The organism is Labrys sp. LIt4 (assembly GCF_017813775.1).
Taxonomy (GTDB): Bacteria; Pseudomonadota; Alphaproteobacteria; order Rhizobiales; family Labraceae; genus Labrys; species Labrys okinawensis_A.
Window position 1 is genome coordinate 179777 of sequence record NZ_JAGIPY010000003.1, and the last position, 13926, is coordinate 193702.

Annotated in this window: 19 protein-coding genes and 1 tRNA gene; 12 read left to right on the forward strand and 8 right to left on the reverse strand. The window is 62.1% G+C overall.

Features of this window, described 5'->3' with window-relative positions; genetic code table 11:
* Positions 1-48 precede the first annotated feature (48 nt).
* Entirely contained in the window at positions 49-426 is a 378-nt protein-coding gene (locus J8I29_RS06760) for a cell envelope integrity protein TolA (RefSeq protein ID WP_209431062.1), read from the forward strand.
* 197 nt (positions 427-623) lie between these two features.
* Here J8I29_RS06760 and J8I29_RS06765 read toward each other — a convergent pair whose 3' ends face one another.
* Complete coding sequence (locus J8I29_RS06765) at positions 624-2180, reverse strand: AAA family ATPase (protein ID WP_209431063.1); 1557 nt, start codon at positions 2178-2180, stop codon at positions 624-626.
* A complete protein-coding gene (locus J8I29_RS30260; RefSeq protein WP_280869970.1) occupies positions 2170-2298 on the reverse strand; it encodes a hypothetical protein in 129 nt (42 codons plus the stop codon). The genes J8I29_RS06765 and J8I29_RS30260 overlap by 11 nt, the downstream gene beginning before the upstream one ends.
* 373 nt (positions 2299-2671) lie before the next feature.
* Here J8I29_RS30260 and J8I29_RS06770 point away from each other — a divergent pair.
* A tRNA-Pro gene (locus tag J8I29_RS06770) sits at positions 2672-2749 on the forward strand.
* Positions 2750-2770: 21 nt separating this feature from the next.
* Here the strand turns inward: J8I29_RS06770 and J8I29_RS06775 are convergent.
* Positions 2771-3046 carry a hypothetical protein gene (locus tag J8I29_RS06775; RefSeq protein ID WP_209431064.1) on the reverse strand — a complete coding sequence of 92 codons (276 nt, stop codon included), beginning with the start codon at positions 3044-3046 and terminating at the stop codon, positions 2771-2773.
* Between the two features lie 32 nt (positions 3047-3078).
* Here J8I29_RS06775 and J8I29_RS06780 point away from each other — a divergent pair, with 32 nt between their 5' ends.
* A complete protein-coding gene (locus J8I29_RS06780; RefSeq protein ID WP_105864683.1) occupies positions 3079-3495 on the forward strand; it encodes a hypothetical protein in 417 nt (138 codons plus the stop codon).
* Between the two features lie 506 nt (positions 3496-4001).
* Here J8I29_RS06780 and J8I29_RS06785 read toward each other — a convergent pair.
* Both J8I29_RS06785 and J8I29_RS06790 read right to left on the reverse strand, forming a co-directional pair.
* Positions 4002-4181, reverse strand: a complete 180-nt coding sequence (locus J8I29_RS06785; protein WP_209431065.1) for a hypothetical protein — start codon at positions 4179-4181, stop codon at positions 4002-4004.
* A gap of 240 nt (positions 4182-4421) precedes the next feature.
* Entirely contained in the window at positions 4422-4634 is a 213-nt protein-coding gene (locus tag J8I29_RS06790) for a cold-shock protein (RefSeq protein ID WP_105864685.1), read from the reverse strand.
* A gap of 533 nt (positions 4635-5167) precedes the next feature.
* Between J8I29_RS06790 and J8I29_RS06795 the strand changes: the two genes are divergently transcribed.
* Together J8I29_RS06795 and J8I29_RS06800 are read left to right on the forward strand one after the other, a co-directional pair.
* Entirely contained in the window at positions 5168-6097 is a 930-nt protein-coding gene (locus tag J8I29_RS06795; protein WP_105864686.1) for a glycosyltransferase family 2 protein, read from the forward strand.
* A complete protein-coding gene (locus tag J8I29_RS06800; protein ID WP_209431066.1) occupies positions 6081-6527 on the forward strand; it encodes a GtrA family protein in 447 nt (148 codons plus the stop codon). The genes J8I29_RS06795 and J8I29_RS06800 overlap by 17 nt, the downstream gene beginning before the upstream one ends.
* A gap of 84 nt (positions 6528-6611) precedes the next feature.
* On the opposite strand, the gene bamE is transcribed toward J8I29_RS06800, so the two are convergent.
* A complete protein-coding gene (gene bamE / locus J8I29_RS06805; RefSeq protein WP_245196754.1) occupies positions 6612-7046 on the reverse strand; it encodes an outer membrane protein assembly factor BamE in 435 nt (144 codons plus the stop codon).
* 260 nt (positions 7047-7306) lie between these two features.
* On the opposite strand from bamE, the gene J8I29_RS06810 reads away from it, so the two are divergent.
* The 7 genes from J8I29_RS06810 to aat all read left to right on the forward strand — a co-directional run bounded on the left by J8I29_RS06810 (position 7307) and on the right by aat (position 12604).
* A complete protein-coding gene (locus tag J8I29_RS06810; protein ID WP_209431068.1) occupies positions 7307-7852 on the forward strand; it encodes a ubiquinol-cytochrome C chaperone family protein in 546 nt (181 codons plus the stop codon).
* A complete protein-coding gene (locus tag J8I29_RS06815; protein WP_105864690.1) occupies positions 7849-8379 on the forward strand; it encodes a DUF177 domain-containing protein in 531 nt (176 codons plus the stop codon). The genes J8I29_RS06810 and J8I29_RS06815 overlap by 4 nt, the downstream gene beginning before the upstream one ends.
* 316 nt (positions 8380-8695) lie before the next feature.
* Positions 8696-9460, forward strand: coding sequence for a DsbA family protein (locus tag J8I29_RS06820; RefSeq protein ID WP_209431069.1), 765 nt, complete (start codon positions 8696-8698; stop codon positions 9458-9460).
* Positions 9461-9606: 146 nt separating this feature from the next.
* The gene (gene aroQ, locus J8I29_RS06825) at positions 9607-10050 is read left to right on the forward strand and encodes a type II 3-dehydroquinate dehydratase (RefSeq protein WP_068296342.1); all 444 of its coding nucleotides are present in this window, start codon (positions 9607-9609) and stop codon (positions 10048-10050) included.
* A gap of 40 nt (positions 10051-10090) precedes the next feature.
* The gene (gene accB, locus J8I29_RS06830) at positions 10091-10561 is read left to right on the forward strand and encodes an acetyl-CoA carboxylase biotin carboxyl carrier protein (protein ID WP_105864721.1); all 471 of its coding nucleotides are present in this window, start codon (positions 10091-10093) and stop codon (positions 10559-10561) included.
* A gap of 5 nt (positions 10562-10566) precedes the next feature.
* Positions 10567-11925, forward strand: coding sequence for an acetyl-CoA carboxylase biotin carboxylase subunit (accC, locus tag J8I29_RS06835; protein ID WP_105864692.1), 1359 nt, complete (start codon positions 10567-10569; stop codon positions 11923-11925).
* 10 nt (positions 11926-11935) lie between these two features.
* Positions 11936-12604: a leucyl/phenylalanyl-tRNA--protein transferase gene (gene aat / locus J8I29_RS06840; RefSeq protein ID WP_105864693.1), complete on the forward strand. Its 669-nt coding sequence runs from the start codon at positions 11936-11938 to the stop codon at positions 12602-12604.
* 128 nt (positions 12605-12732) lie between these two features.
* On the opposite strand, the gene J8I29_RS06845 is transcribed toward aat, so the two are convergent.
* Together J8I29_RS06845 and J8I29_RS06850 are read right to left on the reverse strand one after the other, a co-directional pair.
* Positions 12733-13272, reverse strand: a complete 540-nt coding sequence (locus tag J8I29_RS06845) for a DUF2155 domain-containing protein (protein ID WP_105865205.1) — start codon at positions 13270-13272, stop codon at positions 12733-12735.
* A 151-nt stretch (positions 13273-13423) separates the two neighbouring features.
* Entirely contained in the window at positions 13424-13831 is a 408-nt protein-coding gene (locus tag J8I29_RS06850; RefSeq protein WP_209431070.1) for an NADH:ubiquinone oxidoreductase subunit NDUFA12, read from the reverse strand.
* Between the last annotated feature and the right edge of the window lie 95 nt (positions 13832-13926).

Below are 13926 nucleotides of genomic sequence, written 5' to 3' on the forward strand. Positions count from 1 at the left end.
GCTATTGGGCGTTGCGGCAGATCATGCCGCCGCTTGAGGGGGATCGGGATGAAGACTTTTCTGGCTGCGGGGCTCGCCTTGCTGGTCGTGAGCGGTGCCAGTGCTCAGGAAAGCCGGCAAGCAAGTCCAAAGCTGACACTGGCACAGCAAATGAAGTTGCAGACGATTATCAATCGCCAGGTGCAGCCCTGCCTGAACATGCGAGGCGAGAAATCATTCGCAAAGGTCCGGATACAGATGAACCGGGACGGCTCGCTCGCAGGCCTGCCTGTTTCCGTTTCCGGGTCCGACTATGAAGCGATGAATGCTCTCGTTCGAGCCGTTGCACTATGCATCACGCCGGAACACCCCTTGCGGTTTGATCCAGCGCTGTACGAGCATTGGCGCACCTTCAGTTATACCGCGCGGGGTGGCGACCCGGAGTGATGAGGTGGGGTGGTAGTCATTGGATTGGCTCCTGAATCGATGATGACGCGCTGGTTGGCTCGTCTGGTTTCTTTTGAGTTCCGAGGGGGACAACCCCGGACCTCAAGTCCGGGGTTCGAAGTCCCCTTCGAACTCGAAGGGGGTATAAGGGGGTGTGCGAAGCACATAGTTCGAAGCAGTTCGAAGGCAGTTCGAACCTAGTTCGAAGGTGAGTTCGAACCCCCGCCTCGGTGAATCATTGAGGTAGGCAGCACGCGGCTATAGCGACGTGAAGGAGGCCCTTCTTCGATGATCTGAATGGCTCCGCCATCGAGAAGTCGCTGCATGACGGCGACGAGCCGTTTCTGATTCAGGCCCTTGGCGTCAGGATGCTTCGATATCATGCGAGGAGCGTAGGACGGGCTTGGCTTGGGACTGAGGCTTTGCCCCTGGCGTGTCATCTTCTCAAGCACACTGAGAAACACCTCTTCAGCGTGCTTCTCGACGAGTGCGGCACCGGCCGGCGCGGAGCCATCGTCAGGTACAAATCGGCCCGCGTCCCACCGCAGCGAAATGGTACCTTCCGGGGCGCCATAGTTGCTTTTCTTGGTAGAGAGCCGCCTGGCGCACCGATCTGGTTCGCCCCCATCCTCGGCCGGTGCGAAGTCCAAATAGAGACGACTACGCACACTGTTATTCCACGCCGTGCTGCCGGACAAACCGGAACCCGACTGCATACCGGCCACCGACGGATGCGAGAGCAGTAGTACGGCGCAGTCATAATCCTGCGCGAAGCCGCGAAGCATGCCGACGAACTGCCGCACCTGCGCGCGATCTATCTCGTTACCGCCGAATAGGTCGGCCGACGTGTCGAGAATCAAGATGTCCGGCACAATCTGCGCAGCACGCTTCAGGACGTTGTTCCAGACTTCAGTTGGCAGTTGCTTGCTACTGCCAGGTGGCTGCTGCGTGAGGATCGCATCCCTGCCGGCCATTGGAAGAAGGCCAAAGCGGTCGCCAAGATCTGCAAGAGTCCGGCCGGCGCCACGACAAATGTCAACGAGCCGCCGGTGAAACTCATCGGCTTCATCCTCGGCGCCGAGATAGAGAACACGGCCGGATGACGGTGTCAGCCCAGCCGTCCCCATGCCCATTGCTGATGCTGCTCCTAGCTGCAACGCCAGGAGCGACTTGCCAACACCGCCGTCTCCAGACAGGAGCGTCACTGTCCGGCTCGGGATCAGGTCGGGCAACCACCATTCTCGCTCCGGCACAGGCATGTCGTCCCATGACGAAGGGAAGACCATGGGGACCTGGCTGGCATTGCGCTGTCGAAGCAGGTGCTCGATTTCATTGAACTTCTGCTGCGGCTTCGGTGGCGGATTGATCGCCCGCCTGGCCAGCTTGAGTGCTGAGTGCACCGCCGTATCAACAACGTGCTCGGGGCCATCGATCTGGCGTACGCTGGGCTCACCCTTGGCGTCCATGGTGATTAGCACCTCGGCGCCACCGTGGCCGAAATCCCACGCATGTAGCCCCCAGCGGTGAACCTCTGGGCCAGGGTATCTAGCATCGTCCGGCACGCGGACAAGGTCGGCCTTGGTCGCCGTGGTGATATCGTCAGCTATGACAACACGGTGCGGATAGCCGAGACGGTCGAATTGGCTGGCGATATCGAAATATCGGGATTCGAGCGCCTCAACGGCAGGGTCGCGGTCTTCGTAGACGGGGCGGGTGTCGGGCTCGTAAGCAGTTTCTTCGGCCTCACGCTGCATTCGCGGTATCCTCGACCGAGGCGAGGCTGTCGAGCACGTGCCGGGCGCGTGCGATCAGTTCGTCTTTTTCGCCCCCTGCCCGCATGGTGGCGTAGGCCGTGGCGCTAGCGCGGGGCAACCGAATGTCCCAGGTCCCATCAGGGTACTGGGCGAGCCATGCACGATGGAATGCGATCGGCCCGAGTCGGAAATCGATAAGTGCCCGGCCGTGCCATGCGCGCCGGCCGTCGGCTTCGGGTGGAAGGTCCGTCGCAGTGACGGAAATCAGGTGTACATTCATAGACAGATCCTTGCCGCACGAGCGGCGTTGTCCCCGCCGTCGGCGACGCGGGGCGTATATCGATGAGAACGCTTCCCGAACGTGGTTCGGGACTTTTCCGGGATTCTGTGTCCCGGACTGTGCACGTCGTGTCTTTTATGTTCCGAGAAACTGAAATCGGGGCTTGCGCATCAGAGCGAAAAACCCTATTCAGCCCACGCTCAATGAGCGTCGGAGCGTAGCGCAGCCCGGTTAGCGCACTAGTCTGGGGGACTAGGGGTCGGAGGTTCAAATCCTCTCGCTCCGACCATTTTTCTGAACATTTTGACTGTCAGCCCTTCTTCGCCGGTAGCGGAGAAGCGCCGGTTCGCACCGTCCGCATTTTTGTCAGCAAAGCGGCCAGCCCTGTCAGGTTCCCGGTGTTGAAAGTCATTGCGCAGGATTTCATCTGCTTGAGCACCTCAATGCCGTGGATACATACCAGCGCAGCCAGACGGTTCTGACGGATTCCTTCGACGTCTGATCTTGATATTTGTCCGGCAGCTTCGATCTCGTCGACAAGAACAAAAAGAGAACAAAATGCTGGACAGTCGCTCTCCCGGCGCATAAGGTCCTGCACTCAAACCGAAGGTAATCGACATGCTTGACGGTTATTTCGATGGCACGCGCATGCAGGCTGCCCGGCCAGAGGAAGTCGCGGAGATCGCCCGACTGGTCGAGAAGGCAGGCGGCAGCGGCGCGGCCCTGCTGATGCTCTACCGCTATGTTCGCCAGGCCCAGACCTCGCTGATCAACCGCGACAGGCTGATCGAGGAATTGAAGCGCCAATCCGACCGGCTCGAAGACGAAGATCTTCACGAAAGAGTGGATGGCGATGTCCGGGGCGTGTCGATCGAGTGGATCGTCAGCCGCGAGTTGAAGCGGACCGATGGCAATGCCGTTACGGCATTGCGCCGGGCCATTCGGCGCAATGTCCGGCTGGACGACGAACTGGACCGTCTGGCCGGCCTGCTGGAGGCGGCAGGCAATCCTCTCCGCCTTTCCGGCAAGCCATGAGCGCGAGCGCGGCGACTTCGGAGTCTTTCCTGCGTCGCGGTACCGAGCTTGCACGGCTCGGCGTCGACGAGACGATCGCCGCTTGCGGCGGTGATGCACGTGCCGCCGTTGGGGCCTTGGTCGCGACGATCGCTCACCTCCGGGCCGACTCGCCGAGCGGGAGGATATCATCACGACGCTGGCAGCCCGCGTGTCCCGCGGCTACACGCGCGGTCTTGACGGCGGGAAGCCGCTCCATCCGAGTGATAACGCGCTTTGCAAGCCGGGGAAGGAAGAACGCGAGTCGCCGCATGCCGGCTGTGAGCCCAATCGAGGATGAGAGCCTGCAGGCGATTCTTCACAAAAACACGTAGGGCCGCCGCTTCCATACGGCGCGACTGTCACCAACACGGCAATGATACCGTCGGCCAGGTTTGCGTCGCGATCATCTAGTCATACGAAGACCAAGCCTGTCCGGCCCGCCCGATGGCGGGAATCGCGGTGACGGCATCACAATGCGCCGGCGTTCAGCACCAGACGATGTCGCAGCCGATCTTCGGATCAAGGCTATGCTTGCCGGGAGCGGCGGTCTGTCTCGCCTGCATCGCGGTCTTAGCCGGCAAACGCCAATCAATCACCGTATCGATAATCAAAATTGCGATCACCAGGACAACCAGAAAACCCGTGATCATTTCACTCAGATCCATGACGAACCTCCATCGGCCGGCTTTAATCCGGCCATGAGGGACTCAGCCCTTGGCTTGAACGTCCGAATTCTGCGCTTGTTCCTACTATCCTTCAAGTTTAAATCGCCGTCGACCGCCGAAACTCAGCGCCATCTTGCGGCGCACACATGTTGCTGCATCGCAAACAAAAGAAAAGCCGGCTGCTGGCGCGCCGGCTTTTCCTGAAAATCTGACGGTATACCGAAAGACTCTGCGGTTCGCTTAGGCCGCGGCCTTGAGCTGGTCAGCGGCCAACTTGCCCGAGCGCCGATCCTGGACCAGTTCATAGCTGATCTTCTGGCCTTCGCGCAGCTCATACAGGCCGGCCCGCTCAACCGCGCTGATGTGGACGAACACGTCCTTGGAGCCATCGTCGGGCTGAATGAAACCGTAGCCCTTCTGGGCGTTGAACCACTTTACGGTACCTGTGCTCATCGTGAGCTATTCCTTCAACGTAGTGAGAGCCAAAGCCCGCAACGAAGCGGACCCAGCGAGTGTCGAATTTTGGTGAGATCTCGTCAGCACGCATCCAATGACGCGAGGCCAAGTCGTTCGGCCGAAAATCGATGGTGACAGGCTGCCCGATTGAATCCGGGCGGTCAAGACAAACCTGCGACAAAATGTACGTTTTTGCTATCTGCGCCGCTTTCTTGAAACGCCAATAACAATATAGTGCCAATTCAATCGGAATCTTCCGAGCAGAACATCGAAGCGGCAGTTCCGCAGCACATGCCTGATCCTATTCTTACGGATTCACTACGCTTCAAATCACTTTCCTGCCGTATAATCCTCTGACTTTTCGCTGGAAGAGCAGTCAAACGGATTCACCGGGGGGCGCTGAGGCCATATCCTTACTCCGGCCAGCATGAGCAAATGGCCTTAACCATGACACAGGCCGGTTGGCGCCCCAGTCCGGCTTGCGGCTATAAGGACCGGAGCGGGAAGACAGGCGAAGGACCGAAGAAACGATGGAGGGGACGGAGCCGGCGATTGCGATTTTGGTGCCCTGCTACAATGAGGCGGCGGCCATCCAGGCCGTGATCCAGGGGTTTCGCACGCAGTTGCCGTCAGCCGCCATCTATGTCTACGACAACAATTCCACCGACGATACTGCACGCCTGGCGAAGGAAGCCGGTGCCGTGGTGCGTCGCGAGGCCCGCCAGGGCAAGGGACATGTGATCCGCCGCATGTTCGCGGATATCGAAGCCGACATCTACATCATGGTCGACGGCGACAATACCTATGATCCGAGCAGCGCTCCGGCCCTGGTCGCGGCCCTGCGCGCCGGGCCTCTCGATCTCGTCAACGGCGTGAGGGTGGCCGATGGCGAGACAGCCTATCGTCCCGGACACCGTTTCGGCAACCGGATGCTCACCCGCCTGGTGACCCGCTTTTTTGGCTCATCCTCGCGTGACATGCTGTCGGGCTACAAGGCGATGTCCCGGCGCTTCGTCAAGACGTTCCCCGCCCTTTCGACCGGCTTCGAGATCGAAACCGAACTGCTCGTGCATGCCCTCGAAATGTCGCTTCCGCTCGGAGAGATCGAAACCTTCTACCGGGAGCGACCGGCAGGCTCACAGAGCAAGCTGCGCACCGTGCAGGACGGCATGCGCATCCTCAAGCTCATCGCCAAGCTGGTGAAAGAAGAACGGCCACTGCTCTTCTTCAGCCTGGTGGCCGGTATCCTCGCCTTGCTGTCGCTCGCCGCCGCGACCCCCGTCGTGCTGGAATATCTCGAACTCGGCTCGGTCAAGCGCCTGCCCACGGCCGTGCTTGCCACCGGCCTGATGCTCTCGGCCATCATCGCCTTCTTTTCCGGCATGATCCTGGATACGGTCACGCGCGGGCGAAGGGAGCTCAAGCGGCTGCATTATTTGCGTTATGCCCCTGTCCGCTGACCCCGCCTCGGGCTGGTCCGTGCGCCGGCGGCTATGCTGCTTTGCCTTGGCCGGTTTCGTCGGCTTCGCCTTCGATGCCGGCATCCTGACTCTCCTGGCCAATTTCGGTCTCGATGCACGCTTGGCGCGCCTGGCTTCCTTTGCCTGCGCCATGGTGGTGACCTGGCTGATCAACCGCTCGCTGACCTTCGGCGACCGCGCCGGCACCAACATCGCGGCCGAGTTCCTGCGCTATCTGTCCGCCAGTGTGCTGTCCGCTCTGGTCAATCTCGGCGCCTTCATGGCGCTGGTCACTCTGGGCGGGCCTTTCGCACGCTGGCCAGTGCTAGCAGTGGGAATTGCCGTCGCACTGTCGATGACCCTGAATTTCTGGAGCTATTTCAAGATGGTCTTCACGCCGGAGACCCGGGAGCCGGGCGGGACGCCCTAAGGCCGGCGCCCCCATCTAACCTCACGCGACTGAGGCAAAGAAGCACCCGGGACCCAGGCGCTTCCTGCTTTGCCGCCGAACCTTTTATCGGCCGAAGCCCGGAATACCGGCGGTCATGCCGCGTGCGAGCTGCGTGACGAAATTGAGGTCGCCGCCAGCCGTCGGCGTCGTACGGGTGATCGAATCGAACACGACGCCGTCCTTCAGGCCGTAATTGGCGACGCGCGACACCCGGCCATTGGTGAAGTAGACGGCCAATACGTTGCGGTCGGTCACGTGCGGAGACAGAAAGGCCACAGGGCGGGACGTGGTCTGGGAGACATAGTACCAGGCCTGGCCGTCGAGCGTGGATTGGGTCGAAGGCGTGCCGAGCGCCTCGAGCACCTGGGCCTGGGACGTACCGGGCTTGATTGCCGACAAGGTACTCTCGGTCACCACGATGCCGTGCACATTGGTCTCGCCGATCGAGCCGCAGCTTTGCAGCAGCCCTGCCAGGGAGATCACGACAGCGGCCGCCAACGCGGGAGACCGAAAACGGGGGGGCAACACAACTACACTCACTTTGGCCTCCATCGGGCACACAGGCTCGTTCGCCACATCGTCGCGTGGGTTCTGGCGTAACCCGCTCGCGCGTGAAATTCAACCTTGGCGCTCAGGAAGCATCCACTTATATGGAGCATCCGCTATAGAGTGCGGTCTTCGACCGGATCGTGCCGGACTGCCGGCACGGTGCCGGCGCCGGGAACCCCGGTCGACTATCCCTGCCGGTGAAGGAGCTCATGTTCGGCCTGTTTCGCAATAGAGCGCGCGACGCGCAGATTGCCCGTCTCTACGACCAGATCCTGGCCCAGAGCCGCGACCCCGCGCTGTTCATCGAGGGACGCGTTCCCGATACGGTGGAAGGGCGCACGGACATGATGCTGCTGCATCTGTTCCTGCTCATGCACCGGCTCAACGACGAGCAGGGCGAGATCCGCGAGATCGCCCAGGGCGTGTGCGACCGCTTCTTCGCCGAGCTCGACCGCGCCATGCGGGAAATGGGCGTGGGCGACCTCGCCGTGCCCAAGAAGATGCGCAAGATCGCCGACATCTATACCGGATGCTCGTCCTCCTATGGCAACGCCTTGCACAAGCCGGATGACGAGGAACTCACGCAGGTTCTTCTGCGCAACGTCTACGCCCGCGACGAGGCGAGACTGCCACAGGCACGGGCCCTCGCCGGCTATGTCCGGCGCGCCTCCAACGCCCTTGGCGATGCATCGCTGGCGAGCCTTGCCAGCGGCTCCCTGCCCTTCCCCACCCCAGCCCTAGGTGAGAGCGCATGACCACCCAAACGCCCCATTTCTCGCGTCCGGTCCATCTGCGCGAGATTCCGGCCACCGGCCGCCACTTCGTCATCGACACGAACGAGGACGAGCGCCGCGCCGTCGCCCGGCAGCTCGGCCTTCCCAGTGTCGCCGCCCTGACGGCCAAGCTTCATGTCACCCCCTTCCGCAAGGACGGGCTGGCGGTCGATGGCAGCATTCATGCCCTGATAACCCAGATTTGCGTCGTCACGGCCGAACCGTTCGAGAGCGAGATCGAGGCTCCGGTCGACATCCGCTTCTCGCCCGATGGGCAGGATCCCAATGCCGAGTTCGATCTGGCCGAATTGAACGATCCGGAAGCCGAGGACCCGCCGGACCTGCTGGTGGGCGATGCCATCGATCTGGGAGCCATCGTCAGCGAGTTCCTCGCGCTGGCGCTCGATCCCTATCCGCGCAAGCCGGGGGTCACCTTCGAGGGCGGCGAGGACGAGGCGAGCCTTTCTCCCTTTGCCGCACTCGACAGGTTGAAGGGCAAGGATTCCTGACAGCCGACTGCGTCCTCTTGAAACGCGTTTGCCAGTCGATCTCGCGTCGAAACGTCTTTGCGAAGCCAGCCGCGCCCTGCAATTGGCGAAAACCAGGCAAATGCCTTTGATCGAACACGATTGTGTGAGATCGCACGTCCTGGAACCGCGATTCATTGATCGGTTACGGGCCTGGACCTATCCACGTCCCAAAGCTTTTTGTGGTTTGAGCCACAGACCTCAAATCGCAAGGACGCGCCGAACCAAAGAGTGAGAGCCGAATGCGTTTCTTCCAAACGCGTTTTGCTCTTGGGATTCCTGCCTTTTGGAGAAGTATATGTCGTTGAAGCGTCTGATGGCCGGGGTTGCGCTCGGCACTGGCTTGCTCGCATCCGGCCAGCCCGCCCTCGCTACCGAACCGCTCGACAAGCCTGCGGTCGAAGCGATCGTCAAGAATTACCTGATGGAGCACCCGGAGGTCATCGTCGACGCCATCAACGCCATGCAGGCCAAGCAGGAAGCGGCAACGGCCGAGCGCCAGAAGAAGTTGCTCTCCGACAGCATGGACACCATTCTCAACGGGCCGCAGAACGCGGTCCTGGGTAATCCCCAGGGCGACATCACCCTGGTCGAGTTCTTCGACTACAATTGCGGCTACTGCAAGCGCGGCCTGGCCGACATGGTCAAGCTGCTCGAAACCGACAAGAAGCTCAAAGTGGTGCTGCGCGACTATCCGATCCTGAGCGAAGGCTCCAAGGAGGCCGCCGTGGTCGCCCTTGCCGTCAAGAAGCAGCTGCAGGGCGACAAGTTCCTGGCGTTCCACCAAGTCCTGCTGGGTACGCGCGGCGCCGTGGGCAAGGACCGCGCTCTGCAGGTCGCGCAGGATTCCGGTGTCGACATGGCCAAGCTCCAGGCCGACATGAAGGATCCAGCCCTGCTGAAGGGGCTCGCCAGCACGATGCAGCTCGGCGAAGCCTTGGGCATCAACGGCACGCCGTCTTATGTGCTCGGCAGCGAGATCACGCCCGGCGCCGTGGGTTACGATGCCCTCAAATCCAAAATCGATTCGCTGCGCAAATGCGGCCAGACCGCCTGCGGCTGAACCGGACGGCCCCTTCTAGGGCAAAGCAGGCGGTTTTTCACGACCGGCTTTGCCTTCCTGGATCGAGCGCCCTATAAGGGGCGTTCGCAGCAAAAGGCCCGTTGCAGCACGCTTCGGGCTTTCAATTTATGGTCCTGATGGCAAGCATGGCGCTCGTCTACATTCTCAACGGTCCCAATCTCAACATGCTGGGTGTGCGCGAGACCTCCGTCTACGGCACGCTCGACCTCAACGGCATCGAGAAGCTGGCCCGGGCGCGCGCCGAGCAATTGGGCCTTACCATCGAATTCCGGCAGACCAACCATGAAGGCGTGCTGCTCGACTGGGTGCACGAGGCCTATCACAAGGGGGCGGTCGGGTTGATCATCAATCCCGGCGCGCTCACCCATACCTCGATCGCTCTGCACGATGCGATCAAGGCCGTTAGCCTGCCGGTAATCGAACTGCATCTATCCAACGTGTTCGCGCGTGAAAGCTTCCGGCACCATTCCTGGGTCTCGCCGGCTGCCAAGGGCGTGATCTGCGGATTTGGCCCCAAGGGCTATGAACTTGCCCTCGAAGCGCTGGCTTCGAGCGTATCGGCTCAATGAATGACGGGGCCTCGGCCCCTCGGAAACGCAAGGCATGACGATGTCGCGAACCAAATCGGGGATCGACCCCGAGATTATCCGGGAACTCGCCAATCTCCTCACGGAAACGGATCTCACCGAAATCGAGGTGCAGCAGGCCGATCTGCGCATCCGGGTGGCGCGGCAGATCAATGTGACGGCGACCGTGCCGGTCAGCGCGCCGGCCGTCGCCGTGGCAGCTCCGGCCGCTGCCGCTGCCGCTGCAGCCGCCCCCGCGGCTGCCGACCCGGCCAATCATCCCGGCGTGCTGAAATCGCCGATGGTGGGCACCGCCTATCTCGGCGCGGCACCCGGCGCCAAGGCCTTCGTCGAGATCGGCAGCAAGGTCAACCAGGGCGACCGCGTGCTGATCGTCGAGGCGATGAAGACCTTCAACGACATCATCGCGCCGCGTTCGGGAACGGTGACCGCCCTGTTCATCGAGGACAAGCAGCCGGTCGAATATGGCCAGCCGCTGATGATCATCGAGTGACATGAATGTTTGACAAGATCCTGATCGCGAACCGCGGCGAGATCGCCTTGCGCGTGCTGCGCGCCTGCAAGGAGCTCGGCATCAAGACGGTGGCTGTCCATTCCACCGCCGATGCCGATGCCATGCATGTGAAGCTGGCAGACGAAAGCGTCTGCATCGGGCCCCCGCCGGCCCGCGAAAGCTATCTCAACATTCCCGCTCTGATCGCGGCTTGCGAGATCACCGGCGCCGAGGCCGTGCATCCGGGCTATGGCTTCCTGTCGGAAAACGCCCGCTTCGCCGACATTCTCGAGCAGCACAACATCGCCTTCATCGGCCCCAAGGCCGAGCATATCCGCATGATGGGCGACAAGATCGAGGCCAAGCGTACCGCCAAGCGCCTCGGCATTCCCTGCGTGCCCGGCTCGGACGGCGGCGTCACCAATGACGCCGATGCCGCCCGCATCGCCGACGAGATCGGCTATCCCGTGCTGGTCAAGGCGGCTGCCGGCGGCGGTGGCCGCGGCATGAAGGTGGCTCTGACGGCCGAAGATCTGCCCGATGCGCTCGCCACCGCGCGAGCGGAGGCGCTTGCGGCCTTTGGCGACGATGCGGTCTACCTGGAGAAATATCTGCAGAAGCCCCGCCATATCGAATTGCAGGTCCTCGGCGATGGCCAGGGTCATGCCATCCATCTGGGCGAACGCGACTGTTCGCTGCAGCGCCGCCACCAGAAGGTGTGGGAGGAAGGCCCTTCGCCTGCCCTCAATGCCGCCCAGCGCAACAAGATCGGCGACATCGTCGCCAAGGCGATGATTGAGCTCGGCTATGTCGGCGCCGGCACCATCGAGTTCCTCTATGAGAATGGCGAGTTCTATTTCATCGAGATGAACACGCGCATCCAGGTGGAACATCCGGTCACCGAGATGATCACCGGCATCGATCTGGTCAACGAGCAGATCAAGATTGCCGCGGGCTCCCCGCTGTCGATCAAGCAGTCGGACGTGCAGATCGAAGGCCATGCCATCGAATGCCGCATCAACGCCGAGAATGCCGCGACCTTCCGGCCCTCGCCCGGCACGATCAGCTATTTCCACCCGCCGGGCGGGCTGGGCGTGCGTGTCGATTCGGCCGTCTACCAAGGCTACAAGATCCCGCCCTATTACGATTCGCTGATCGGCAAGCTGATCGTGCACGGCCGCACCCGCACCGAATGCCTGATGCGCCTGCGCCGGGCCATCGACGAGTTCGTGGTCGACGGCGTGGAGACCACCCTGCCGCTGTTCCGCACCCTGGTGCGCAATGCGGACATCCAGAACGGTCTCTACGACATTCACTGGCTCGAGAAATTTCTCGAGGCCGGCGGCATGAGCGATAGCGCCTAGGCCTTTCGCCATGTCTGGCGCCGAGCTCAATCTGGAGATCACGCCGCAGGTCCTGCTCAAGGCCTATGCGTGCGGTATCTTCCCGATGGCCGAAAGCGCCGACGATCCCGGCCTTTACTGGGTCGAGCCGGAATTTCGCGGCATCATCCCGCTCGACGGGGTGATCGTCTCCCACCGTCTTGCACGAACGATCCGCTCCGACCGCTTCGAGATCGTGGTGGACCGCGACTTCGACGCAGTGATCGACGGCTGCGCCCAAGCCGGGCCGGGACGTCGTACCACCTGGATCAATGCCTCGATTCGCCGGCTATACGGCGAATTGTTCCGATTGGGCCATTGCCACACGGTCGAGGCCTATCGCAACGGCCGGCTGGTGGGTGGCCTCTATGGCGTCGACCTCGGCGGCGCCTTCTTCGGCGAAAGCATGTTCCACCGTGAGAGCGACGCCTCCAAGGTTGCCCTCGTCCATCTGGTCGCCCGGCTGCGTCGCGGCGGCTACCAGTTGCTGGATACCCAATTCGTCACCGACCATCTCACCAGTCTCGGCGCAATCGAATTGCCGCGTTCCCTCTATCACCGCTTGCTCGACGACGCCGTGGCCGCGGATGGCGATTTTCTCGCCTGGCCAAAGGAAGAATCCAGGAGCGGCACCGAAATTCTGGCTGCCCTTGCCGATTGAGCCAGCCGCCCGGAAAGGCTGGCCAGACCCCGCCAATAGGCGATCGCGGGCATGGGGCACATCGATGCTGGGGAAGCCGGCCACTATCGCGATAGATTGCCGGCCCTAAGTCCGCCAAGGCTGTCCGCTCAGTCCTGTGGCGCGTTGGGATCCACCGGCTGGTCGAAGAAATCGGTGCTGCCGTCGCCGGTTTCTGGCGGCAGAGCGGCATCCGGATCAGGCGCCGCCGCCTGTCCCTTCTTGCCCTTGGCAGGCTTGGTATCCGGCTGCGCCGTCACGACGGGCGGAGGCGGTGGATCGCTGGTCTTGCCGCCCTTGCAGTCCTTGAGCCAGACATCGTAGACGGGATGCTCGACACCATTGAGGCCCGGGCTGGAGGCAAACATCCAGCCATTGAACAGGCGCTCGACCTTCTTGCTGAGGGTGAGTTCGTCGATCTCGACGAAACTCGTGGTTTGCGGATCCTCATTGGCCGAGCGGCTGTAGCACACGCGCGGAGTCACGCTGAGCGCCCCGAACTTCACCGTCTGTCCAACCGGTGCCTCGAAGGTACTGATTTCGCCGGAGATCTTGTCGAGGCCGGTGAACACCGCGGTGGGATTGGCGATGCGTTCGGCCCGGGCGGCGGAACTGTCCAGGATCAAGCCGAGGCAGGCCGCGCTTGCCATGGCAAGGCAACGCGAGCGGCCGATCGGGGGAAGGAAGGCAAGCGGACGCAAAAGCAAAGGGATCCGTGTCTGGACGAGTCGAGAAGCGATAGCGCGCCATCGGGGCGAAAAGACGGCCACAGACATGGCCACACCCCAGCCATATGGTGCGTCAGTCCCCGGGCGACCAGGCCTGGTAATCGCCGGTCGCGGCCTGGCGGTGGCCATGGGAAAGCATCGAACCCTTGGGGTGATAGGCGTTCACCGTGCCGGTCTGATTCGGGCGATGCGGCTTTTGCCATTCGCGCGGCTTGTATTCGGTCTCGCTCGGCGGGGTGTCGATCTGATGGTGCATCCAGCCCCACCAGCCCGGCGGAATCGCCGTGGCCTCGGCATAGCCGTTATACTGCACCCAGCGACGCTGCACGCCGATGGTCGGATCCACGGCGCCGCCCTTGGTGCGGTAGTAGACATTGCCGAACTCGTCCTCGCCCACGCGCTCGCCCTTCCGCGAGGTCCAGAAGCGGGTTCCGATCGTGGAGCCGTTCCACCACGTGAAGATCTGCAGAAGCGTTTTCATCGAGGGCTGCCGTTTCGTATTCCGTTGCAAGTCTTATGGCCAAGCGCGGCGGCGATGTCCACCGTTGCGCAACGTGTCATCAGCGATTTCTGACG

What these genes read in the sequence shown, in the direction of transcription:
- J8I29_RS06765 (WP_209431063.1), bottom strand. Translation starts at nt 2,180, where the DNA reads ATGCAGCGTGAGGCCGAAGAAACTGCTTACGAGCCCGACACCCGCCCC.
- aroQ (WP_068296342.1), top strand. Translation starts at nt 9,607, where the DNA reads ATGGCGCTCGTCTACATTCTCAACGGTCCCAATCTCAACATGCTGGGT.
- aat (WP_105864693.1), top strand. Translation starts at nt 11,936, where the DNA reads ATGTCTGGCGCCGAGCTCAATCTGGAGATCACGCCGCAGGTCCTGCTC.
- J8I29_RS06785 (WP_209431065.1), bottom strand. Translation starts at nt 4,181, where the DNA reads ATGGATCTGAGTGAAATGATCACGGGTTTTCTGGTTGTCCTGGTGATC.
- J8I29_RS06760 (WP_209431062.1), top strand. Translation starts at nt 49, where the DNA reads ATGAAGACTTTTCTGGCTGCGGGGCTCGCCTTGCTGGTCGTGAGCGGT.
- J8I29_RS06815 (WP_105864690.1), top strand. Translation starts at nt 7,849, where the DNA reads ATGACCACCCAAACGCCCCATTTCTCGCGTCCGGTCCATCTGCGCGAG.
- J8I29_RS06795 (WP_105864686.1), top strand. Translation starts at nt 5,168, where the DNA reads ATGGAGGGGACGGAGCCGGCGATTGCGATTTTGGTGCCCTGCTACAAT.
- accB (WP_105864721.1), top strand. Translation starts at nt 10,091, where the DNA reads ATGTCGCGAACCAAATCGGGGATCGACCCCGAGATTATCCGGGAACTC.
- J8I29_RS06820 (WP_209431069.1), top strand. Translation starts at nt 8,696, where the DNA reads ATGTCGTTGAAGCGTCTGATGGCCGGGGTTGCGCTCGGCACTGGCTTG.
- J8I29_RS06775 (WP_209431064.1), bottom strand. Translation starts at nt 3,046, where the DNA reads ATGCGCCGGGAGAGCGACTGTCCAGCATTTTGTTCTCTTTTTGTTCTT.
- J8I29_RS06810 (WP_209431068.1), top strand. Translation starts at nt 7,307, where the DNA reads ATGTTCGGCCTGTTTCGCAATAGAGCGCGCGACGCGCAGATTGCCCGT.
- J8I29_RS06845 (WP_105865205.1), bottom strand. Translation starts at nt 13,272, where the DNA reads ATGGCAAGCGCGGCCTGCCTCGGCTTGATCCTGGACAGTTCCGCCGCC.
- J8I29_RS06790 (WP_105864685.1), bottom strand. Translation starts at nt 4,634, where the DNA reads ATGAGCACAGGTACCGTAAAGTGGTTCAACGCCCAGAAGGGCTACGGT.
- J8I29_RS06850 (WP_209431070.1), bottom strand. Translation starts at nt 13,831, where the DNA reads ATGAAAACGCTTCTGCAGATCTTCACGTGGTGGAACGGCTCCACGATC.
- J8I29_RS06800 (WP_209431066.1), top strand. Translation starts at nt 6,081, where the DNA reads ATGCCCCTGTCCGCTGACCCCGCCTCGGGCTGGTCCGTGCGCCGGCGG.
- J8I29_RS06780 (WP_105864683.1), top strand. Translation starts at nt 3,079, where the DNA reads ATGCTTGACGGTTATTTCGATGGCACGCGCATGCAGGCTGCCCGGCCA.
- accC (WP_105864692.1), top strand. Translation starts at nt 10,567, where the DNA reads ATGTTTGACAAGATCCTGATCGCGAACCGCGGCGAGATCGCCTTGCGC.